Origin of the sequence: Actinoplanes sp. CA-015351 (genome assembly GCF_050955685.1) — a bacterium.
Taxonomy (GTDB): domain Bacteria; phylum Actinomycetota; class Actinomycetes; order Mycobacteriales; family Micromonosporaceae; genus Actinoplanes.
This window is the reverse complement of sequence record NZ_CP192102.1, coordinates 3318328-3339461: the sequence shown is the minus strand read 5'-3', so window position 1 is coordinate 3339461 and position 21134 is coordinate 3318328. Positions and strand designations below refer to the sequence as shown.

At 68.8% G+C, this 21134-nt stretch carries 19 protein-coding genes; 12 read left to right on the top strand and 7 right to left on the bottom strand.

Annotated features, from left to right (window positions below):
- Positions 1-131 precede the first annotated feature (131 nt).
- Positions 132-1259: a citrate synthase 2 gene (locus tag ACQP2E_RS15020; protein ID WP_433832009.1), complete on the bottom strand. Its 1128-nt coding sequence runs from the start codon at positions 1257-1259 to the stop codon at positions 132-134.
- 67 nt (positions 1260-1326) lie between these two features.
- On the opposite strand from ACQP2E_RS15020, the gene ACQP2E_RS15015 reads away from it, so the two are divergent.
- The 5 genes from ACQP2E_RS15015 to ACQP2E_RS14995 all read left to right on the top strand — a co-directional run bounded on the left by ACQP2E_RS15015 (position 1327) and on the right by ACQP2E_RS14995 (position 4600).
- Positions 1327-2496, top strand: coding sequence for a citrate synthase (locus ACQP2E_RS15015; protein ID WP_433832007.1), 1170 nt, complete (start codon positions 1327-1329; stop codon positions 2494-2496).
- 75 nt (positions 2497-2571) lie between these two features.
- Positions 2572-2814: a hypothetical protein gene (locus ACQP2E_RS15010; protein WP_433832005.1), complete on the top strand. Its 243-nt coding sequence runs from the start codon at positions 2572-2574 to the stop codon at positions 2812-2814.
- A 10-nt stretch (positions 2815-2824) separates the two neighbouring features.
- Positions 2825-3454 (top strand): nitroreductase family protein, encoded by a 630-nt coding sequence (locus ACQP2E_RS15005; RefSeq protein ID WP_433832003.1) that lies wholly within the window; start codon positions 2825-2827, stop codon positions 3452-3454.
- Entirely contained in the window at positions 3451-3636 is a 186-nt protein-coding gene (locus ACQP2E_RS15000) for a hypothetical protein (protein WP_433832001.1), read from the top strand. Before ACQP2E_RS15005 ends, ACQP2E_RS15000 begins: the two co-directional genes overlap by 4 nt.
- 103 nt (positions 3637-3739) lie before the next feature.
- On the top strand, positions 3740-4600 hold the full coding sequence (locus ACQP2E_RS14995) for a tetratricopeptide repeat protein (protein WP_433831999.1): 861 nt from the start codon (positions 3740-3742) through the stop codon (positions 4598-4600).
- A 78-nt stretch (positions 4601-4678) separates the two neighbouring features.
- Here ACQP2E_RS14995 and ACQP2E_RS14990 read toward each other — a convergent pair whose 3' ends face one another.
- A complete protein-coding gene (locus tag ACQP2E_RS14990; RefSeq protein WP_433831997.1) occupies positions 4679-5107 on the bottom strand; it encodes a MarR family winged helix-turn-helix transcriptional regulator in 429 nt (142 codons plus the stop codon).
- A 143-nt stretch (positions 5108-5250) separates the two neighbouring features.
- Between ACQP2E_RS14990 and ACQP2E_RS14985 the strand changes: the two genes are divergently transcribed.
- Positions 5251-6990 (top strand): ABC transporter ATP-binding protein, encoded by a 1740-nt coding sequence (locus ACQP2E_RS14985; protein WP_433833930.1) that lies wholly within the window; start codon positions 5251-5253, stop codon positions 6988-6990.
- 6 nt (positions 6991-6996) lie between these two features.
- On the opposite strand, the gene ACQP2E_RS14980 is transcribed toward ACQP2E_RS14985, so the two are convergent.
- Entirely contained in the window at positions 6997-7482 is a 486-nt protein-coding gene (locus ACQP2E_RS14980; RefSeq protein WP_433831995.1) for a MarR family winged helix-turn-helix transcriptional regulator, read from the bottom strand.
- Between the two features lie 74 nt (positions 7483-7556).
- On the opposite strand from ACQP2E_RS14980, the gene ACQP2E_RS14975 reads away from it, so the two are divergent.
- Entirely contained in the window at positions 7557-9608 is a 2052-nt protein-coding gene (locus tag ACQP2E_RS14975; RefSeq protein ID WP_433831993.1) for an MMPL family transporter, read from the top strand.
- Between the two features lie 45 nt (positions 9609-9653).
- Here ACQP2E_RS14975 and ACQP2E_RS14970 read toward each other — a convergent pair whose 3' ends face one another.
- Entirely contained in the window at positions 9654-10799 is a 1146-nt protein-coding gene (locus ACQP2E_RS14970) for an LLM class flavin-dependent oxidoreductase (protein ID WP_433831991.1), read from the bottom strand.
- Between the two features lie 43 nt (positions 10800-10842).
- On the opposite strand from ACQP2E_RS14970, the gene ACQP2E_RS14965 reads away from it, so the two are divergent.
- From ACQP2E_RS14965 to ACQP2E_RS14945, 5 genes are all read left to right on the top strand, one after another.
- The gene (locus tag ACQP2E_RS14965; RefSeq protein ID WP_433831989.1) at positions 10843-12066 is read left to right on the top strand and encodes a molybdopterin-dependent oxidoreductase; all 1224 of its coding nucleotides are present in this window, start codon (positions 10843-10845) and stop codon (positions 12064-12066) included.
- A 628-nt stretch (positions 12067-12694) separates the two neighbouring features.
- A complete protein-coding gene (locus ACQP2E_RS14960; RefSeq protein WP_433831987.1) occupies positions 12695-13738 on the top strand; it encodes a LacI family DNA-binding transcriptional regulator in 1044 nt (347 codons plus the stop codon).
- A 102-nt stretch (positions 13739-13840) separates the two neighbouring features.
- On the top strand, positions 13841-15529 hold the full coding sequence (locus ACQP2E_RS14955) for a glycoside hydrolase family 13 protein (RefSeq protein ID WP_433831985.1): 1689 nt from the start codon (positions 13841-13843) through the stop codon (positions 15527-15529).
- Positions 15530-15704: 175 nt separating this feature from the next.
- Positions 15705-16505 (top strand): SAM-dependent methyltransferase, encoded by an 801-nt coding sequence (locus ACQP2E_RS14950; protein WP_433831983.1) that lies wholly within the window; start codon positions 15705-15707, stop codon positions 16503-16505.
- Positions 16506-16606: 101 nt separating this feature from the next.
- Positions 16607-17614 carry a hypothetical protein gene (locus tag ACQP2E_RS14945; RefSeq protein ID WP_433831981.1) on the top strand — a complete coding sequence of 336 codons (1008 nt, stop codon included), beginning with the start codon at positions 16607-16609 and terminating at the stop codon, positions 17612-17614.
- A gap of 656 nt (positions 17615-18270) precedes the next feature.
- Here the strand turns inward: ACQP2E_RS14945 and ACQP2E_RS14940 are convergent.
- Genes ACQP2E_RS14940 through ACQP2E_RS14930 form a run of 3 tightly spaced genes read right to left on the bottom strand, consistent with a single transcriptional unit; the run spans position 18271 to position 20960 of the window.
- Positions 18271-19032 (bottom strand): ABC transporter ATP-binding protein, encoded by a 762-nt coding sequence (locus ACQP2E_RS14940; protein ID WP_433831979.1) that lies wholly within the window; start codon positions 19030-19032, stop codon positions 18271-18273.
- Positions 19033-19036: 4 nt separating this feature from the next.
- Entirely contained in the window at positions 19037-20068 is a 1032-nt protein-coding gene (locus tag ACQP2E_RS14935; RefSeq protein WP_433831977.1) for a taurine ABC transporter substrate-binding protein, read from the bottom strand.
- Positions 20069-20093: 25 nt separating this feature from the next.
- Positions 20094-20960: an ABC transporter permease gene (locus tag ACQP2E_RS14930; protein WP_433831975.1), complete on the bottom strand. Its 867-nt coding sequence runs from the start codon at positions 20958-20960 to the stop codon at positions 20094-20096.
- Between the last annotated feature and the right edge of the window lie 174 nt (positions 20961-21134).

The window sequence follows — 21134 nt, the reverse complement described above, 5'->3', positions numbered from 1 at the left end:
GCTGCCTTGAGCAGGCCAGCGACCTTGTGAGGTTGTGCCGCCCGTCCAGCCGCAACCGCACAAGATCCGCAAGCCACCCCGGACCGAGCGCGGCTGGGCACCAGGCTTTGCGCGGCGCGGCGGGGAATGAGTTACCGCGCGGGTGACGGGTTTGTGTTGCGGTGCAGGGCCTTGGGCCAGCCTTGGACCGTGGCCGCGTCGCGCTCGCCCGGGCCTACGTAGTCCGCTGACGGGCGGATGATTTTGGCGAGGGACTTCTGCTCCAGGATGTGGGCGCTCCAGCCGGCCGTGCGTGCGCAGGCGAACATCGCGGTGAACATCTCGGCCGGCACACCCGCGAAGTCGAGCACGACGGCGGCCCAGAACTCGACGTTGGTCTCCAGCACCCGGTCCGGTTTGCGTTCGCGCAGCTCGGTCAGGGCGGCGAGTTCCAGTTCGCGGGCCACCTCGTACCGTGGTGCGCTCAGTTCGCGGGCCGCGTCGCGCAGGATCCGGGCGCGGGGGTCCTCGGCCCGGTAGATCGCATGACCGAATCCCATCAGGCGTTGCCCGCTGTCGAGCACCTGCTTCACGTACTTGCGCGCGTCGATCCCGCTCTCGACTGCCTCGATCATGCCGAGGGCGCGGGACGGTGCGCCGCCGTGCAGCGGGCCGGACAGTGCGGCGACCGCGGCTGACAGGCAGGCCGGGGCGTCGGCGCCGGTGCTGGCGACGACCCGGGCGGTGAACGTGGACGCGTTCATCCCGTGTTCGGCCGCGCAGATCCAGTACCGGTCGATCGCGGTGACGTGCCGCGGGTCCGGGTCGCCCTGCCAGCGGATCAGGAACTGTTCAGTCGCGGTGCGCCCGGCGTCGACCACGTGCTGCGGCACGGCGGGCAGGTGACCGCCGCGGGCGGCTTGCGACACGTACGACAGAACTGCTGCCGACGTACGCGCCAAGTCGTCCCGCGCCTGCGCGTCCGTGATGTCGATCAGCTGACCGGTACGCCAGTACGCCGCCAGCATCGACACGGCAGCCTGCACGTCGACACGCAGGTCGCCGGTGTGCACCGGGATCGGCAGCGGTTCGGCGGAGGGCAGTCCGCGCTCGACGTCACCATCAACGAGCAGCCCCCACACGTCGCCGTAGGAGACATGACCGGCGAGCGACTGGATGTCGACGCCGCGGTATCGCAGCGAGCCGCCATCACGGTCCGGTTCAGCGATTTCAGTGTCGAACGCGACGACACCAGCAAGCCCTGGGTTGACAGTCAACATGACATCAATCTGAAATCAACACGACTTGATGTCAATGTTGATCCAGTCAACATGAGAGGATACGCACATGGATCTGCTGACCACCGAACAGGTCGCTGAGCGGCTCGGCGTCAAGCCCGCCACCGTGTACGCGTACGTCAGCCGTGGTTTGCTCCGCAGCCGGCGCAATGCCGACGGCAAGAACAGCCTCTTCGCCAAGGCGGATGTCGACGCGTTCGAGGCCGGCCGGCGTCGCACCACGACACCTGCCATCCAGACCGGCATCACGCTGATCAAGGACGGTCATCTGTACTACCGGGGACGCGACGCCGTCGTCCTCGCCGGCGCCGAGGGGTTCGAGTCGGTCGCCTCGCTGCTCTGGACGAACCAGCTCGACGGCACGCCGTTCCCGATCAACCGGGACCTCGCCGGCCTCGCCGAGCAGGTCACCGAGCCCCTGCCGGACAGCGCCCGGCTCACCGACCGGCTGCGGGTCGTTGTCGCCGCGGTGGCCGCCGCCGATCCGATGCGGTTCGACACCAGTCCGGCCGCTGTGGTCGGTACCGGACGGCAGTTGCTGTCCACGATGGTCCACGCGCTGCCTGCCCGCAAAGCGCCGGAAACGCAGACCGCGCCGCTTGCCGAAGCCCTCTGGAACCGCCTCACCGCTCAACCACCGACAGAGGCCTCGCTGCGGGCGCTGAACGCGGCGCTGATCCTGCTCGCCGACCATGACATCGCCGCGTCCACCCTGGCCGCCCGGATTGCCGCGTCCACCAGGGCACACCCTTATGCCGTGGTCAGCGCCGGCCTTGCCGCCCTCGACGGGCCGTTGCACGGTGCGGCGAGCGCTCTCGCCTACGCACTGCTGGCGAAATCCGGCGACGACCCGGTCGCTGCGGTCTCCGATCGCCTGCGTACGGCGGGGACGAGCGGCACGATTCCTGGGTTCGGGCACCACCTTTACCCCGGTGGCGATCCGCGGGCTACCGCACTGTTCAAGCTGCTCGACGGTCCGGTGCTGGAGTCCGCGGAACAACTGGCGTCGATTGTGCGTACCCGCTCGGGGGTTGAACCCAACATCGACCTTGCGCTCGCGGCACTGAGCTTGAGTTTCGGCATGCCGGCGGACGCCGGCGAAGCGATCTTCGCGGTGGCGCGGACGGCGGGGTGGCTCGCGCATGCGCTGGAGGAGTACGACGACCGTCCACTGCGGTACCGTCCGAGTGGTCGATACGCGGGCGAAACGCCCACGTGACCTGCGGGGTCCGCGCACGTCGGTACCGTCGGAAGGGTGGAGGCGCCACGGGTCGGGTGGGCAGTGCTCGGGCTCTTGCTGGCCGCGATTCTGGTGCACGAATGCGTCAAGCACGGCATACCCGCCGCAACCGCCGCGGTGCTGTTTCTGATCATTCCGTGGTTGCCGTGGTGGCCGGTGCGGCTCGCGTGGGTTCCGCTGGCGGTGGTCGTGTTCTACCTTTTCGGCACGTTCTTCTGGCCGCCGTTCTTCACCGCCGGCCTGGGCTGGCTCACCGGGATCGCGGCCTACCGCGTGGTTCGCAACACGAGATCGTAGGCTTCGAGGCATGACGAAGCCCGAAGAACTTTCGCTGCTGGAGGCCCTGCACTCCACGCCGGCCCGCCGTTACCTCTCCACCGAGCCGATCGCCGACGACGTGATCCGCGCGATTCTCGACGCGGCGATCCGCGGGCCTTCGGCCGGCAACGGGCAGTTCTGGACCTGGATCGTGGTCCGCGACGCGGACACGAAGCGGCAGATCGCCGACTGGTACCGGGAGGGCTGGGAACGCCATTACGGGTCACGCCGCGAGCAGATCCTGAGCGCGTCGGACGGCCCGATGAGCAAGTCCAGCTTCCTCGCCGCCGACCATTTGGCGAACCACCTCGAAGAGGCTCCGGTCTGGATTTTCCCGGTGATGCTGGGTGCCGCGAAATCGCAGAACCCGCGCCTCGGCTCGTCGATCTACGGCGCCATTCAGCACCTGATCCTGGCGGCCCGCGCCTATGGTCTCGGCGCGACGCTGACCACCCTGCACATCGGTCACGAGGCCGACGTCCGTGAATTGCTCGGCCTTCCCGAGGACGCGCTCACGATGGCGCTGATCCCGCTCGGTTACCCGGCGAGGGGCCGCTGGGCCGAACCGAAGCGCCGCCCGCTCGACGAGGTCGTGCACTTCGAGCGTTACCAGCAGTGAGGGACGATTTCCACGGTCCGGCGCTCGACGACAAACTCTGGGTCGACCATTACCTGCCGCACTGGACGACGCCGGAGCGGTCCCGCGCGCGGTACGACTTCGGCGACGACCTCTTCGCGGTGGCCGCGCCTTCCGGCACCTATCCGAAGACGGCGAAAGTGCACCGCGTCACCGGTGTCTGATCTGACCGGCCGTCATTGCCATGACGGCCGGTCAACGCGATAGCTCCCCGAGCGCAACGCATCGGATCTGCAAGCCGCCCCCGCTGGTACCGATCTGGATGGCGTGACGCAGCAGCCTCTTCTCGCCCCGCCCGCCGGCCACCCGATCCTGGACGAGGCCGACATCCTCCTGGCCCGTGGCCGGGCCGGTGACGTCGTGGACCTGCTCGCGCCCCACGTCGGGCGGGAGCCGGAACACGTCGGCGCCTGGCACCGGATGGCCCGTGCCCGCCTCGAACTCGGTGACCCGCAGGGTGCCAAGCGCGCCGCGTGGGCGGCCTGGCAGCAGGACCCGGACGGTCCGGAGTCGCTGTTCTGGATCAGCCGTTCCTGCTCCGCCGCCGGCGACCACACCGAGGCGATCGAGACGGCCGCCTCGGCCTGCCGCCAGGACCCGGGCAACCCGCGCCTGCACAACCGTCTCGGCGAGGCACAGCTGGCCGACGGCCGGATCGGTGACGCGATCGCGAACCTCCAGGTCGCGGTCGAGCTGGCCGGGTACGACGCCGACCTGCACGTCACGTACGCCCACGCGCTGTTCGCGGCCGGCCGTCCGCTCACCGCCCGTGAGGAGTTGGGCCGGGCGCTCACGCTGGACCCGCGGCACGCCGGAGCGCAGGTGGCGCTGGCCCGGTTCGAGAACCTGATGCGTGCCGTGGTCGACGCGCCGACCCTGGCGCAGGCGGCGGACGAGTTCGCCGACTCGCTGCGAGTGCGTCCGGAAACCCCGAAGAGCCAGAACAGGGACGCTTTCGCGTACGCCATGAGGGTTTCGTTCGTCTGGTTCTTCACCGCGTTGCTCGGCGTCGGGGCGTTCGACGTGATGGGTCTGGTGACGGTGCCGGACGGGCTCTACATGACGCTGCTCTGTGCCTCCGGCATGTTCGCGATCGCGGCGAAGATCGCCCGGCCGAAGCTTTCCTGAGCCCGAGCGAGCAAATCCCACCGCACGAAGCGACCGCGAGGCCCTGGCCTCGCGGTCGCTTGGCGTTTCCCGGAAGAACTAATCCCGCAGGACCCGAAGCAACCGCGTCAACTCAGCCCGGTCGGCCGGCTCCAGCACCGCGAACAACCGCTCACCCTCAGCCGTCCGCGCCGAGTGGATCGCCGCCGCCGTGGCCAGCCCTTCCTCCGTCAGCGCCACCAGCGTGGCCCGCCGGTCCGCCGGATCGGGGCTGCGCGACGCGAGACCCTGCTGCTGCAGATCATCGACGACCTCGGTGGCCGACCGCGGCGCGATCCGCAGATGCTCAGCGAGCACACTGAGCCGCATCTCACCGTGCCGGGACAGCACACCGATCGCGCGGGACTGCGACGGTGTGACGTTCCACGGCTCCAGCGCGACCCGGGTGCCGTGCCGCAGCCGCCGGGCGACCGCCCAGAACGCTTCGAGCAGGCTCTCTTCCTCAGCCGCATGAGGCTCACGATCCACGGGAACAAGGTAGCAGCGGTTGCGGTTGTACCCTCATGTTGAGGTAACCTCAGCATGTTGGACGCGCTTGACGGAAGCGCTGATCCCGTACGAAAGAAGGTAGTGATTTGGCGGAACGCCCAGGCCGGGGCGCGGCACGGACCGTGACCCCCGCGGAGAAAGCGCAAGCACGCGCGGTCTCCCTGCGCCGCATCGGCGCATTGTTCATCGGGCACCGGCGGCATCTGTCCGTCGTTGTCGGCGTCATCGTGGTCTCGTCGATTCTCGCGATGGTGTCACCATTCCTGCTGCGGGAGGTCATCGACGTCGCGCTGCCGGACAGCAATCTCACGCTTCTGATCTGGCTGGTCGCCGGAATGGTCGCGGTCGCAGCTGCCACCTCCGCGCTCGGCGTGATTCAGACGTGGATTTCCACCCGGGTCGGCCAGCGGGTCATGCACCGGCTGCGCACCGACGTCTTCGCTCATCTGCAACGGCAGTCGGTCGGTTTCTTCACCCGGACCCGCACCGGCGAGGTGCAATCCCGCATCACCAATGACATCGGCGGCATGCAGCAGGTGGTCACCTCCACCGCCAGTTCGGTCGCCTCGAACTTCACCACCGTCATCGCCACGCTCGTCGCGATGGCCGCCCTTTCCTGGCAGCTGACCCTGGTCTCGCTGGTGGCGCTGCCGCCGGCCATCTACTGGACCAGGCGCGTCGCGCGGATGCGGCAGGCCATCACCGCCCAGCGCCAGCGCGAATTGGCGGAACTCAACGTCATCATCGACGAAGGCCTCTCGATCAGCGGCATTCAGCTGAGCAAGACGATGGGCGCCGGCGACGCGCAGATCGAGCGTTTCACCGATTCGTCGCACCGGCTCATCGACCTGGAGCTCCGCTCTGAGCTGGCCGGACGCTGGCGGATGGCCACCATGAACATCATCTTCGCGGCCATTCCGGCGACCATTTACCTTGCCGCCGGGCTGCCGTTCAGCACCATGAGCATCGGCACGCTCGTCGCCTTCACCGGCTTGCAGGCCGGGCTGTTCCGACCGCTGATGAGCCTGCTCGACGTCGGCGTCACGCTCACCGCGTCGCTCGCGCTTTTCCAGCGCATCTTCGAATATCTCGACCTTCCGGTCGAGGTTCAGGAACCGGCGACGCCCGTGCGACTCGATCACCCGCGAGGCCACTTGCGCTTCGAGGACGTGACTTTCGTGTACGGAGACAGCGAGACAGCCGCACTGGCAGGAGTGAGCCTGGACGTCCCGGCCGGTTCGTCATTGGCGCTCGTCGGCGAGACGGGTTCCGGAAAGAGCACGATCGCCTCGCTGATCGCCCGCCTGCACGACGCGACATCGGGCCGGGTGACGATCGACGGTGTCGACATCAAGGATCTGTCACTCACCCAGCTCGCGGAAATCGTCGGCGTCGTCAGCCAGGAGACCTATCTGCTGCACACGACGATCCGGGAGAACCTGCGGTACGCCAAACCGGACGCCACCGACGAGCAGATCGTCGCGGCGGCCCGTGCCGCGCAGATTCACGATCTGATCGCGGGCCTGCCGGACGGTTACGACACGATGGTCGGTTCCCGGGGACACCGTTTCTCCGGTGGCGAGAAACAGCGGATCGCCATTGCCCGGACCCTGTTGCGCGATCCCCGGATCCTGGTGCTGGACGAGGCCACCAGCGCTCTGGACAACGACACCGAGCGGGCCGTGCAGCGCGCTTTCGACGAGCTGTCGGCCGGCCGCACCACGGTGACCATCGCGCACCGCCTGTCCACGGTGCGCAACGCGGACCAGATCGCGGTGATAGACCACGGCCGGATCCTGGAGTCCGGGACCCACGAGGCGCTGCTCGACAAGGGCGGCCGTTACGCCGCCCTTGCCAGGTGACGAAGGCTAACGGCCTCTCAGTTCGTCGCGGTACTCCACCAGCGCACCGGTCATACCCCGCAGGAACTTCTCGATGGCGAGAAGCTCGCCGACGGTGAACTCCTCCATCACCGCGTCGGTGTGCGGGCGCAGCGGCGCGAAGAACGACATCGCCAGGTGCATTCCCGCGTCGCCGTAACGCAGGTGCACCACCCGGCGGTCGGTGCTTTCCCGGGAGCGGCGCAGGTGGCCACCCTTCTCCAGCCTGTCGATCAGAGCCGTGGTCGCGCCCGAGGAGAGACCTATCGCCTCACCCAGCTTTCCCGGGGTCAGCGGCGTGCCATGACGTTCGGCGTGCATCACGGCCAGCAGCGCGTGCATGTCGGTGGCGTGCAGATGGTTGCGGTTGGCGAATGCGTGCCCGATGTGTTGCGCCTCGCTGCTGTACGTGTTCAGCAGGTCGACAAGCGCCCTGCGTAACCGCTGGCGTTCGGCGGTCTCAGTTCCCTCCACGGGGGTAAGTGTTGCAGATCCGGCCCGACTCGTGAACAATCTCGATTGTAAAGATTCTCAGTCTTGGAGGTTTCATGAGAAGGGCATGGGCAACACTGTTGCTGGCCCTCGTCATCGGCGGGGCCGTGCTGGCCTTCGCCGGGTCGACGACCACGGACAACGACCCCACCTCGTCGCTGCCGTCCTCGGCTGAGTCGACAAAGGTCGCGCAGTTGCAGAAAGAGCTGCCGTCCGGGCGGACCAACCCGGCCCTGATCGTGATCGCGAAGGGCGGGGAGGCGCTCACCGACGCCGACCTGGCCGGCGTCACGAAGCTGGGCGAGCCGATCCTGTCCGAGGACCGGAAGGCCGCGATCATCACGGTTCCGCTCGCCGCCACCGGCGACGCGGACGAGACGATCACCAAGGTCCAGGAGCTGCGCGACCAGCTCAAGACCGATCTCCCGGCCGGTGTGACCGCGCAGGTCACCGGCGGCGCCGGATTCAGCGCCGATCTTTCCGACAGCTTCAGCGGGGCCAACACCCGGCTGCTGATCGTCACCGTCATCGTGGTGACCGTGCTGCTGCTTGTCACGTACCGCAGCCCGATCCTCTGGATCGTCCCGCTGTTCGTGGTCGGTCTCGCCGACCAGCTCGCGGCGAAGGCCATCGCGGTCTTCTCGCAACACACCGACCTGGCCATCAACGGCTCCACGACGGGAATCGTCACGGTGCTGGTCTTCGGCGCCGGCACCAACTACGCACTGCTGCTGATCTCGCGGTACCGCGAGGAGCTGCACAAGCACGAGGACCGCTTCGAGGCCATGCGCAAGGCTCTGCGCGGCGCCGGCCCGGCGATCCTGGCGAGCTCCGGCACCGTGGTCCTGGCGCTGCTGACCCTGCTGCTGGCCAGCCTCAAGAGCAACGCCGCGCTCGGTGTGACAGCCGCCGTCGGCGTCGCGATCGCCTCACTGTTCGCTCTGGTCGTGCTCCCGGCCGCACTGGTGATCTGCGGACGCCGCCTGTTCTGGCCATTCATCCCCAAGGTCGGCCAGGACGGCGCGGAGAGCGAGCGGGGCTTCTGGGGCAAGGTCGGCCGCGGCGTCGTACGCCGTCCGGTCGCCGTGACCGCGTTCGCCGTTGTCGTGCTGGGCATCCTGTCGCTCGGCGCGCTGGGCACCAAGGTCGGCCTGTCGCAGACCGAGCAGTTCCGGGTCGAGGCCGAGTCGGTCGCCGGCCTGGAGACGCTCAGCAAGTACTTCCCGGCCGGCGCCGCCGGACCGGCCACCGTGCTCACCGAACCGGCCAAGGCCGACCAGGTCGTCAAGATCCTGGAAGACACGCCGGGCGTGGTCCAGGTCCGGGTCGCCGAGCAGAACGCCGACCTGGCCAGCATCAGCGCCGTCATGCAGGCCGCGCCGGACACCGCCGAGGCGTTCGACACGATCCGCGCGATGCGGGAGAACCTCGGCGGCGAAGCCCTGGTCGGCGGAACTGTCGCGACCGCCCTGGACACCCGCGACGCCGCCCGCCACGACCTCAAGATGATCGTTCCGGTCATCCTCGGCGTGGTGTTCCTGGTGCTGGTTCTGCTGCTGCGGGCGCTGGTCGCCCCGGTACTGCTGATGATGACAGTGGTGCTCAGCTTCATGGCCTCGCTCGGCGCCGGCTCGTGGCTGTTCCGCCACGTGTTCGACTACCCCGCGCTGGACAACTCGGTGCCACTCTTCGCGTTCCTGTTCCTGGTGGCGCTCGGCGTCGACTACAACATCTTCCTGGTCACCCGGGCCAAGGAGGAAACGCCGGCGCGCGGCACCCGGGACGGCATGGTGCACGCACTCGCTGTCACCGGCGCCGTGATCACGAGCGCGGGCATCCTGCTCGCGGCGGTCTTCGCGGTACTCGGCGTGCTGCCGGTCGTCACGCTCACCCAGATCGGCATCATCGTCGGCATCGGGGTGCTGCTGGACACGCTGCTCGTGCGTACCGTCCTGGTCCCGGCTCTGGCGACCCTGACCGGCGACCGTTTCTGGTGGCCGGGCAAGCCGCAAGACAAATCGTCGGCGGTCGATGCGGGTGGCTCGCGCGAGCGCACCGACTGGGACGCGGTGAACCGCAGCAAGCTCACCACGCCAGCCGACAGCTGAGATCTGTTGAGAGAGACGGCCCGGACCTTGGTCCGGGCCGTCTCTTCATTTCTGCAATGGCACCCCGGCGAACGGAATCGCCGCCGGGGCGGTGTCGCGCTCGCCTGCCGGATGACGCCACAGTCCGCGGCGGCGCAGCTCCGGCAGCACCCCCTCGCCGAACCAGTACGCCTCCTCCAGGTGCGGGTACCCGGAGAGGATGAACTCGTCGATGCCGAGGGCGGCGTACTCCTCGAGCCGGTCGGCGACCTCGGTGTGGCTGCCGACCAGCGCGGTGCCGGCGCCGCCGCGGACCAGGCCGACCCCGGCCCACAGGTTCGGCGAGACGACCAGGCCGTCGCGGTTGCCGCCGTGCAGGTCCAGCATCCGCTTCTGGCCTTCGGATTCGCTGTTCCTGAGCCCGGCCTGGACCTTGGCGACGTCCGCCTCCGACACGTTCTGCAGCAGCCGGGCGGCCTCCGCCCAGGCCTGCTCGGCGGAGTCCCGGGTGATCACGTGCAGCCGGATGCCGAACCGCATGTTCGGCTTGAACGTCCGGATCCAGGCCAGCTTCTCGGCGACCTGGGCGGGCGGCTCGCCCCAGGTGAGATAGACGTCGGCGTGCTCGGCGGCGACCGGCCCGGCGGCCTTGGACGAGCCGCCGAAGTAGATGGCCGGCTTCAGCTCGGGCACGCGTGCGAGCGTGGCGTTCTCCACGTGCAGGTGCTCGCCCTCATGCGTGACCGTCTCGTCCCGGAGCAGCCGGTTGATGATGCTCAGGAACTCACCGGTCCGGGCATAACGCGCCTCCTTGTCGAGGAAGTCGCCGAACTGGCGCTGCTCGTGCGACTCGCCGCCGGTCACCACGTTGAGCAGCAGCCGGCCGCCGGACAGGCGCTGGAACGTCGACGACATCTGCGCCGCCAGGGTTGGCGAGATCAGCCCCGGGCGGAACGCGACGAGGAACTTCAGCCGCTCGGTCACCTCGGTCAGCATCGCGGTGGTCAGCCACGCGTCTTCACACCAGGCGCCGGTCGGGGTGAGCGCGCCGACGAAGCCGAGCTGCTCGGCGCTGCGGGCGATCTGGCCGAGGTATCCGATGGTCAGCGGCCGCACACCGCCGGCCGCGCCGACCGGCACACCGTGGCCGCCACCGACGATGTCGCGGCTGTCGCCGTTGGTGGGAAGAAACCAGTGGAAGTCCATGGACATCAGGCTACCCACATGTCCTATCTAATCGATAGGATCCCCAGACATGAACGAGGTTGAATACGATGAGCGTCGGTTGCAAGACTTCGTGGCCGGGCGGACGCGCGGCTTCTCCCGGCGCGACCTGCTGCGCCTGAGCGCCGCCGCCGGTGTCGGCACGGCCCTTGCCGGGGTCTCGTCCAGCCCGGCCGCCGCGGCCACCCCGATCGTCAAGCCGCTTCCGCCGGAGCTGTTCCGGGCACTCGGCACCAACGCGGAGACCCGCTGGTCGTCGCTGAAGGACCAGGGTTACTACGTACCGATCGATCGGTTCTTCGTGCGTAACCACACGACCACACCGATCATCGACGGTGCCACCTGGAGCCTGTCGGTGTTCGGATCCGGGCTGCGGGGCGGCCCGGTCCAGTTCAGCCTGGCCGATCTGCGCACACTGCCGTCGGTGACGGTTTCGGCCGCGGTCGAGTGCGCCGGCAACGGCCGCAGCTTCTTCACCTCGCAGCAGGGCCAGACGGTCTCCGGCACCGCGTGGACCCTCGGCGCGATCGGGGTGGCGAAGTGGCGCGGCGTCAAGCTGTCGACAGTGCTGCGCCGCGCCGGGATCAGCCGGCACGCCGTCGACGTGCAGCCGGCCGGCCTCGACGCGAACTTCGTCAGCGGCGGCGTCGACCTCGGCCAGGTCCGCCGCCCGTTCCCGGTCGAAAAGGCCTTCGACGACGTGATCCTCGCCTACGAGATGAACGGGTCTCCCCTGCCACCCGACCACGGCTACCCGGTACGCGTCATCGTCCCCGGCTGGATCGGCATCGCATCGATCAAGTGGGTCGGCAGCATCGAGGTGTCGTCGGCTCCCCTGTTCAGCCCGTGGAACACGCAATTCTACCGCCTCTTCGGCCCGTCCTACCCCGCCGAGGGCCAGCCGTTCGACACGCAGGTGGTCAAGAGCGCGTTCGAGCTGGACGCCGGCGCGGTCTTCGAGGCTGAGAAGCGCACGGTCCTGACCGGCCGCTCCTGGTCGGCTCACGGCCCGATCCGCACGGTCGAGGTCAGCGTCGACGGCGGTGCCACCTGGAAACGCGCCCGCTTCTACGGCGCGACTCCGGGCGGCGTGTGGCAGCGCTGGGAGCTGAACTGGAAGCCCTCGGCCGGTGCCCACACGCTGCTGGCCCGGGCTACCGACGTGCACGGCAACACCCAGCCCGACGTCACTGTCCACAACACGCTGGGCTACCTCTTCGACGCGGTCGTCCGCGTCCCGGTGACGGCCGCCTGACAAACCTCGGGCCGGCTGGTTCTCACTGTTGTCTCGGCGGCCGCCGAGACAACAGTGACCCTGCTGGTCACTGCGCCGAGCCGACGACGGTGTGCGGTTGCGCCATCGGACCGACCCGAAACTCACCAGTTCCACCGCCGCGTCCACCACCCAGCCCGTTTCGCCCAGCCCGCTTCGCCCAGCCCTGCCGGAGCGACCGCACGCCCGGACCCAGTGTGTTGACTTAGGGTTCGATCCGCACCCGATGTCCACACGCATCCCGCGAAACGCCTGCTGCGTGTTGACTTCAGGTTCGAATCGCACCCTAAAACAACACGCTGGGGGCTGGCTGTGGCGGAGCCGGCCCCGCAGACTGCGGGGGTGCGCGGGGGTGCGCGGTTCATCGGGACTGTTTTCGTCGCTCTGCGGGTGATGCCGGCGGGCATCATGTGCAGATCTTGGCGACTGGCGGTGCCCGGAGGCCCCACCATGCTCCATACATCGGCTACCGGCCGGCCTCGCCGTGACAGCGCGTGACACTTCGGCCGGGCGGGCTCGCTGGGCGTACCGGAGAGGGAGGGTGAGGGAAAGAGCCTGAGTGACCGAAGTCGGTCTGGGTTATCGTGGGCTCCCAACCCAGGGAGCTCGCATGCGGTCGAGGAAGCCGACGTCCAGTGATGTGGCGGCGGCCGCGGGTGTGTCGCGATCGGCGGTGTCGTTCGCGTTCAACAATCCGCAGCGGATCGCGGCGGGGACGCGGCAGCGGATTCTGGACGCGGCCGAGAAGCTCGGTTACACGCCGAACACGCTGGGACGGATGCTGCAGGCCGGGACGACGAATTCGATCGGGGTGCTGCTGCCGCAGCGGCTTGCGCAGGTGCTGGAGAACCCGTATTACTCGCGTTTTCTCATGGGTGCCGGGCAGGTCTGTGACCAGGAGGGTTACACGCTGCTGCTGACGCCGCCGCTGCGGGATTCGGTGCTCAAGGCGATTCCGTACGCCGCGGTGGACGGGTTCATCGTGTGCGGCCTCGAAGTTGATCGTGGCGAGGTGGCCGAATTGGATCGGCGCGGGATTCCGTTCGTGCTGATCGACAGCGACCGGCACGAGGGTGCGCCGAGCGTCGAGGTCGACGACCGGGGCGGCGCCGCCGAGGTGGCGCGCTACCTGCTCGAACTCGGTCACCGCCGGCTCGCGGTGCTGAGCATCGACCCCGGTCCGGACGCGGCGGAGCGCGGCTATCGCGGGCCGCTGGCCCGGCGATGGGCCGGGATCGGGGATGCGCTGGGCGATTTCGGTCTCGCCCTTTCTGATGTACGCCTGGCCGAAGCCCCCGTGACCCGCACCGACGGATACCGCGCCACCGTCGATCTGATGGCATTGCCGGACCCGCCGACGGCCATCATCGCGCTCTCCGACGTGCTCGCCTACGGCGCCGTGGATGCTTTGCAAGAACTTGCGATCGATGTCCCCTCAGAGGTCTCCGTGACCGGGTTCGACGACCTTGCGGAGTCCGCCTGGTTCCGTCCCCGGCTGACCACCGTGCGGCAGCCGATCGTGACCAAGGGACGGATGGCGGCTGACTTCCTGATCTCCGCGATCCGGGGCGAGGACCAGCACCCGCATCAGATGCTCGGCACATCGCTGATCATCCGGGACTCGACCGGGAAACCGAACTTGACCGGCGGGTAACACCCTCATATCCGGCAAATCACGAGGCTGCAAGAACTTGCTGCAACAAAGCAACCGTTCGGCTATGTAACACGTGTTAGTCGCCTGCTAGCGTTTCTCGACATGACTGATCAACTGATCGCACCGCCCGCCGTGGAGGCGCCGCCCGCATCCTGGTGGCGCAACGCGGTCATCTACCAGATCTATCCCCGCAGCTTCGCCGACTCCAACGGCGATGGCATCGGCGACCTCCCGGGCGTCCTGAGCCGTCTGCCATATCTGCGGGATCTGGGGATCGACGCGGTCTGGCTCTCCCCCTTCTATTCCTCGCCGCAGGCCGACGCGGGTTACGACGTGTCCGACTACCGGACCGTCGACCCGATCTTCGGCACCGTCGCGGACGCCGAGAAGCTGATCGCCGGCGCGCACGAGCACGGCCTGCGGATCATCGTGGACCTGGTGCCGAACCACTCCTCCGACCAGCACGACTGGTTCAAGCGCGCGCTCGCCGAGGGCCCGGGCTCGCCGTTCCGCGACCGCTACCACTTCCGCCCCGGCAAGGGTGCGAACGGCGAACTGCCGCCCAACGACTGGCCGTCGATCTTCGGCGGGCCGGCCTGGACCCGGGTCACCGATCCGGACGGCACGCCCGGCGACTGGTACCTGCACCTCTTCGCCTCGGAGCAGCCGGACTTCAACTGGGAGCACCCGGCCGTCCGCGACGAGTTCAAAACGATCCTGCGGTTCTGGCTCGACCTCGGCGTCGACGGCTTCCGCGTCGACGTGGCACACGGCTTGGTCAAGGAGGACGGCCTGCCGGACGTCGGCGGCGATGCCGAATGGCACCTGCTCGGCGTCGGCGAGAGCCCCTGCTTCGACCGTGACGGCGTCCACGAGATCTATCGCGAGTGGCGCAAGATCCTCGACGAGTACCCCGGCGAGCGGATCGCGGTGGCCGAGGCGTGGGCGCCGAGCCTGTCCCGGGTCGCCGACTACGTCCGTAGTGACGAGCTGCACCAGGCGTTCAACTTCAGCTACCTGGGCACCGCGTGGAACGTGGCCGCCCAGCGTCAGATGGTCGACGAGTCGCTGGCCGCGATGCGCGCGGTCGGAGCGCCGACCACCTGGACGCTCTCCAACCACGACGTGGTCCGGCACACCAACCGGCTGCTCCAGTCCGGCGACGGCGAGGTGGCCGGACGCCGGCCCACCGAGGTCGACCCGGTCGCCGGCCTGCAGCGCGCCCGCGCCGCGTCCGCGCTGATGCTGGCGCTGCCCGGTTCGGCCTACATCTACCAGGGCGAGGAGCTCGGCCTGCCCGAGGTCGTCGACCTGCCGCCGGAGGTACGCCAGGACCCGGCATTCCACCGCGCCACCGGTCAGGACGGGTACCGCGACGGCTGCCGGGTGCCGATCCCGTGGAGTGGCACCCAGGCCCCGTACGGCTTCGGTCCCGACGGTGGCGGCAGCTGGCTGCCGCAGCCGGACTCGTGGGCGCAGCTCAGCGTGGCCGCCCAGGAGCGGGTGCCCGGCTCGACGCTGGAGCTGTACCGCGCCGCGCTCGCCGTGCGCCGCAGCCACCCGGCTCTGGCGCCCACCGACAACCTGCGCTGGGTGCCGGCGTCCGAGGGTGTCCTCGCCTTCGAGCGCGAGGTGGCCGGCGAGCCGGTGTTCCGTTGCACGGTCAACATGAGCGACCAGCCGGTCGCGATCGGCCGCCCCGGTGAGCTGCTGCTGACCAGCGGCTCGCTGGACGGCACACCGGACAACGTGGTGCTGCCTCCGGACACCACCGTGTGGTGGTCGATCTGAGGTATTGACCTCCCCGGCCACCCCAGGACGGTGGGGGTGGGCGGGTCGTTGAGGCGGGCGTGACGCGTGCGGGGGGACGTGTCACGCCCGCCTCATATGTTCACCCGGCCGTGCCTCCACTGTCCTTATCGGACGCGCGTATGCTCTGCGTCACCGCGAGCTTCAGGAGCCCCCGATGACCGACAGCGACGCCAAACTCGACACCTCAGTCCCCCACTCCGCCCGGGTCTGGAACTACTGGCTGGGCGGCAAGGACAACTATCAGGTGGACCGCGCCGTCGGCGACGACTTCGCGAACCTGTACCCGGACATCGCGGTCGTCGCCCGTCAGTCCCGCGCCTTCCTGAAGCGGGCCGTCACGCACCTGGCCACCGACGCCGGCATCCGGCAGTTCCTCGACATCGGCACCGGCATGCCGACCGCGGAGAACACCCACCAGGTCGCGCAGGCCGTCGCCCCCGACTCCAAGATCGTGTACGTGGACAACGACCCGCTCGTGCTCGTGCACGCCCGGGCGCTGCTGACCGGCACCCCCGAGGGCCGCACCGAGTACGTCGACGCCAACCTGCACGAGCCGCTGTCCATCCTCGCCGCGGCCAAGGGCACACTCGACCTGGACCAGCCGGTCGGCCTGATCCTGATGAACATTCTCGGTCACGTGCCGAACCTGGACGACGCTGTGAAGATCGTCCGTACGCTGCTCGGCGAACTCGCCCCGGGCAGTTACCTGGTCACCGCCGATGGCACCAACGTGATTGATGGGCCGGCCTTCGAGGACGCCATCGGGGTGTGGAACGCGAACGCGCCGCTCAGCTACCACCTGCGCCACCCGGACGAGATCAGCCGTTTCCTGGAGGGCCTCGAGGTGCTGGAGCCCGGCCTGGTGCCGTGCGCCCAGTGGCGCCCGGCCGACGGCGCGACCGGCGACGAGTCCCGCGCGGTCGACGAGTACGGCGCAGTCGGCCGCAAGCCCTGACAGAGGCTTCAGCACTGACAGAGGGCAGCTGAAACCTCAGGCCGGCGGGCCGGGAACCGATTCGTACGGCACCTGGTTCCGCCGACCCTGAAGGTAGCCGCATGTCCGTTATCACCCGGCCTGCCGTTCTGCTCGCCGCTGCTTCGGTTGCTGCCGGCCTGATTGTGGCGCCCGGTGTCGCGTACGCCGCCGACACCACGGCGAACCTGACCGCCGCGCAGATGACCGCCGAGCTGAAGGCGATCGCGACCGCGTCGGCGACGGCCGGTGCGAAGGGCTGGAAGACCACCTCGGACTACAAGTTCACCTTCAGCAGCACCAGCACGGTGATCGACGGAGACGGCACGACCACGGCCGACCTGGTCCAAGGCCTGTACTCGGACCGGTTCAGCGCCACCGGCCTCGGCACGGCGAACTTCTTCGCGGCGGACGGCAAGGGCGTCTACGACGAGGTGCAGGAGTCCGCCGAGCGGCAGGCCTTGAAGATGATGGGCAAGTCAGCGGTGAAGTACCAGTTCGCTGCGGACGCCTCGTTCGACCTGGACGAATACATCGAGGAGAGCGCGCCGAGCCCGGTCGCGCTGACCACCGGATTCGACGGCGGCGGCACGAAGGTCACCCACGACGACGGCAGCGTGGACATCACGGCCACCGACGAGGACGCCACGAACATCATCCTGCACGTCGGCACGACCGGCGTGCTGACCGGCGCCGACCTGGCCGTGCAGGACGGCTCGGTCACGCTCGACATGACATTCGCGTACGGCCCGCAGACGGTCACCCTGCCGTCGCCCGCCGAGACGATCACCGCGGCGGCGCTGAGCAAGGGCGTCGCGTACGTCGAGATGCCGGCGAACGTGAAAATGCTCGCGAACTCCGCGGCGGCGGACACCCGCTCGGGCGCCAAGGGCCGCACCGTGAAGGTCGCGAACCTGCGCAAGGCCGCGCGTACCGAGGCGAATGCGTGGAACAAGTCCTCGCCGGTGAAGGTCACCGTCAAGAACGTCACCGGCGGCGTTCGCATTGCCGCGACGAACCCGTGGACGAAGGCGACCGTCACTTACACGGTGAAGGCCTCCGGCAAGAAGGTCACGGTCAAGAAGGCGTGACAGCTCAGGGCAGCGGTCCAGGATCCGATCAGTACGGAACCAGGTTCCGATGTGTACGGGCCAGGTTCCGATGTTTACGGGCCAGGTTCCGATGTGTACGGGACCAGGCTCCGATCAGTACGGGACCAGGTTCCGCCGCTCCGAAGGTGACCGCATGCCCGCGCGCAACCGACCCGCCGCCATGCTCGCCGCCACCCCCGTAGCCGCCGGCTTGCTGGAGCGTGGCGCACTCGGATCTTGAGCGATCCCGCATCCTGGAGGGTCCAGGATCGCTCAAGATCCGGCGGGGACGAGTCGCACGTTGCTTGAGAACGACGGCGAACAGAGGTGCCGGGATGAGGGCGCACGTTAACGCTGTTGAGCCGTGATGACGGCACACATTGACGTTCCGTGTGCCCCGATCCAGGCCCTGGCCGCGATCAAGTCGCACGCAGTCATTCCGTGTGCCCTGATCACGGCCGGCGTGGACAGGAGCCCACGGTGAGTCCTTGTCCCGGCGAAACGAAAGCCCACCGTGTGCTCTCGCCCCGCCCGGACGAGAACCCACCGTGTGCTCCCGCCCCGGCGAAACGAAAGCCCACCGTGAGTCCCCGTCCTGCCCGGACGAGAGAACACCGTGAGCTACCGCCCTTGCCCCGTGGCACACAAGCTGAGCGCTACACGTGCGCCCGGTCGCGGATCGCATGACCCACCTCGGCCCGCAGCGCCGCGAACTCCGGCAGCCCCCTCAGCTCGTCCGCCGCGATCCCGGTCCGGGGCAAATCGATCTTCAGATCCAGAGCGATCCGGCCCGGCCGCGGCGTCAACACCACCACCCGGCTGCCCAGGAACACTGCCTCGTCCACACTGTGGGTCACGAAGATCGAAGTACGCCCGGTCTCCGCGCTGACCCGCCGCAGATCCTCCTGCAACCGTTCCCGGGTCAGCGCGTCCAGCGCTGCGAACGGCTCGTCCAGCAGCAACAACGGGTTGTCCACCGCGAGCGCCCGAGCGATAGCCACCCGCTGCTGCTGTCCGCCCGAGATCTGCCAGATCCGCCGCTTGGCGACATCGTGCAGACCGACCTGGGCGAGCAACTCGTCCACCCGCTCGGCGGTGACCGGCAGGCCGGCATATTTGAGTGCCAGCGCGACGTTGCCGCCGACCGTCTTCCACGGGAACAGCCGCGGCTGCTGGAACACCAGCCCCGCACCGCGCCCGGGAACCGGCGCCGCGCCCGCGACTCGCACGGTCCCCGACGTCGGTTGTTCGAAGCCGGCGATCAGCCGCAGCAGCGTGCTCTTGCCGCACCCGGACGCCCCGACCAGGACGAGGAACTCCCCCGCCGGCACGGTCAGGTCGACCGGCCCGACCGCGGTGACGTCACCGTAAGCGTGCTCGACCCCCTCGATGAGAACAGCAGGGTCAGCCGAGGACACCGAGTTAGCCGAGGACACCGGGAAGCCCCTTCACGTAGATCGACTTCTGGACGTCGGCAAGGGTCGGTACCGCGTCGATCTTCTGCTGCGACTTGAGGAACTCGGCGGCGCTGACCAGGTTGTCGGCCAGCTTGCCGACGGCGGCCTCGGTGCCCAGCCACTCCGGCGAGGCGAGGTCGGCCGGCTTCAGGAAGACGCCCTGCGACAGCTGACCCTTCGCCTCCTCAGGGGTGAGGTTCAGCTCGGCGCCGACGGCCTTCCCGGCGGCATCCGGGTCGGACGCGATGATGTCCAGGGCCTGGGCCTCGACCTTGCGCCACGCGTCGACCGCTTCCGGGTGCGCGGTGGCGAATTCGGTCGAGACAACGCCCAGGTCGAGGGTGGGCTTGCCACCGGCGGCCAGCTCACGGCTGGTGATCAGGACCTTGCCGGTCTTCTTCAGCTCGTCGAGCGAGGGCAGCCAGCTGTACGCCCCGTCGATGTCACCACGCGTCCATGCAGCCAGGATGTCCTGCGGCTCCAGGTCCACGATGGTCAGCTCGGACTCCTTGACGCCGGCGGCGTTCAGCGCGGCGAGCAGGCTGTAGTGCGCTGTCGACGCGAACGGCGTGGCCACCTTCTTGCCGCGCAGTGACGCGACGTCCGTGACCCCGCTGCCGTTGCGCGCCACCAGCGCCTCGTTGTCACCGGCAACATCAAGAACAAAGGCCACCTGGTACGGGATGTTCAACGGCGCCGACAGTCCCCGAGCGACCGGGCTGGAGCCGATCGCGGCGATGTCCAGGCTCTTCGCGACGAACGCGGTGTTGATGCTGGCGCCGGAGTCGAACTTGGTCCACGTGATCTTGTAGTCCGGCAGCGCCTTCTCCAGCAGCCCCTGGTTCTTGACGATCAGGTCGCCACTGGGGAACGCCTGGTAAGCGATCCGGATCGACTTCTCGGACGCGTCGCCACCACCGCTGGCAGCGCCGTCACCGCAGGCGGCGAGGCTCGCACCGACCAGCAGGGCGGAGGCGACGGCAAGGATCTTCTTCATCAAGATTTCCCTTTGAAAGAGCGGATTAGATTCGGCCACGCCACGGGATCAGCCGGTTTTCGGCTATCCGCAGCAGGGCGTCGATGAGCAGGCCGGAGAGGCCGATGGCGAACAGTCCGAGGACGACCACATCGGTCTGTGAGTAACGCTGCGCGTCGCGGATCATGCCGCCGATCCCGGGCACGCCGTTGATCGTCTCGGCGGCGACCACCGACGAGTACGCGACACCGACCGCGAGCCGGATGCCGGTGAAGATCTCCGGCAACGCGCTGGGCAGCACCACGTCCCGGGTGGTCTGCCACTTCCCGGCGCCGAGCGCGCGGGCCGCTTCGACCAGACCGGTGGGCGCGCCGTGCACTGCCGCGGCGGTGGCCACCGCGACGGGCGGCAGCGCGGCGATCGAGAGCAGCCACAGCTTCGGGGTCTCGTCGATGCCGAACCAGATGATGAACAGGCTGAAGTACGCCAGCGGTGGCAGCGCCCGGACGAACGTGACCACCGGCTCGGTGACGACGCGCAGCCAGGAGATCGTGCCCATCAGCAGGCCGAGGACCAGGCCGCCGGCGACACCGATCGCCGATCCGATCACGATGCGCCGCAGGCTGACACCGAGGTGCTCGATGAGCAGGTGGCCGCTGTATCCGCGTACCCCATCGTGCACGGACGAGGTGACGACCAGCTGGTGCCAGACCGCGGAGGGCGACGGGATGAAAGTCGGGTTGCGCATCGCGCGCGCGGTGATCTCCCAGAGGAGATAGAGCGCGAGCAGCGCCAGCAGACGAAGCGCGAGGCGGCGGCGCAGGCCGCCGCCGGGCGCGAGCGCCCCGGGCCGCGTGGACGCGGCCTCGGTGGAGCGCCCGGTCGGCGGCGCGGGTGCGACGGAGGTGGTCAAAGGAGGTCTCCCTGGCAGGGGTACGCGTCAATACCCGGTATTCCTATCGTACCGATGGGGTTACTGGCAATCCCCGTCCCATGCGCAACGATGTGTTTAAACATATATTCTCGGTAGGACTTGTGGGCGATGGCGGGCGCTGCCTAGCGTTTTGGCACTGAGCTTGGAGGTCTC

Bases quoted from the DNA above. Each gene is read 5' to 3' on its own strand.
- ACQP2E_RS15005 (WP_433832003.1), top strand. From the start codon at position 2,825: ATGACGAAGCCCGAAGAACTTTCGCTGCTGGAGGCCCTGCACTCCACG.
- ACQP2E_RS14955 (WP_433831985.1), top strand. From the start codon at position 13,841: ATGACTGATCAACTGATCGCACCGCCCGCCGTGGAGGCGCCGCCCGCA.
- ACQP2E_RS14975 (WP_433831993.1), top strand. From the start codon at position 7,557: ATGAGAAGGGCATGGGCAACACTGTTGCTGGCCCTCGTCATCGGCGGG.
- ACQP2E_RS14950 (WP_433831983.1), top strand. From the start codon at position 15,705: ATGACCGACAGCGACGCCAAACTCGACACCTCAGTCCCCCACTCCGCC.
- ACQP2E_RS14970 (WP_433831991.1), bottom strand. From the start codon at position 10,799: ATGTCCATGGACTTCCACTGGTTTCTTCCCACCAACGGCGACAGCCGC.
- ACQP2E_RS14965 (WP_433831989.1), top strand. From the start codon at position 10,843: ATGAACGAGGTTGAATACGATGAGCGTCGGTTGCAAGACTTCGTGGCC.
- ACQP2E_RS14935 (WP_433831977.1), bottom strand. From the start codon at position 20,068: ATGAAGAAGATCCTTGCCGTCGCCTCCGCCCTGCTGGTCGGTGCGAGC.
- ACQP2E_RS15015 (WP_433832007.1), top strand. From the start codon at position 1,327: ATGGATCTGCTGACCACCGAACAGGTCGCTGAGCGGCTCGGCGTCAAG.
- ACQP2E_RS14945 (WP_433831981.1), top strand. From the start codon at position 16,607: ATGTCCGTTATCACCCGGCCTGCCGTTCTGCTCGCCGCTGCTTCGGTT.
- ACQP2E_RS14960 (WP_433831987.1), top strand. From the start codon at position 12,695: ATGCGGTCGAGGAAGCCGACGTCCAGTGATGTGGCGGCGGCCGCGGGT.
- ACQP2E_RS15020 (WP_433832009.1), bottom strand. From the start codon at position 1,259: ATGTTGACTGTCAACCCAGGGCTTGCTGGTGTCGTCGCGTTCGACACT.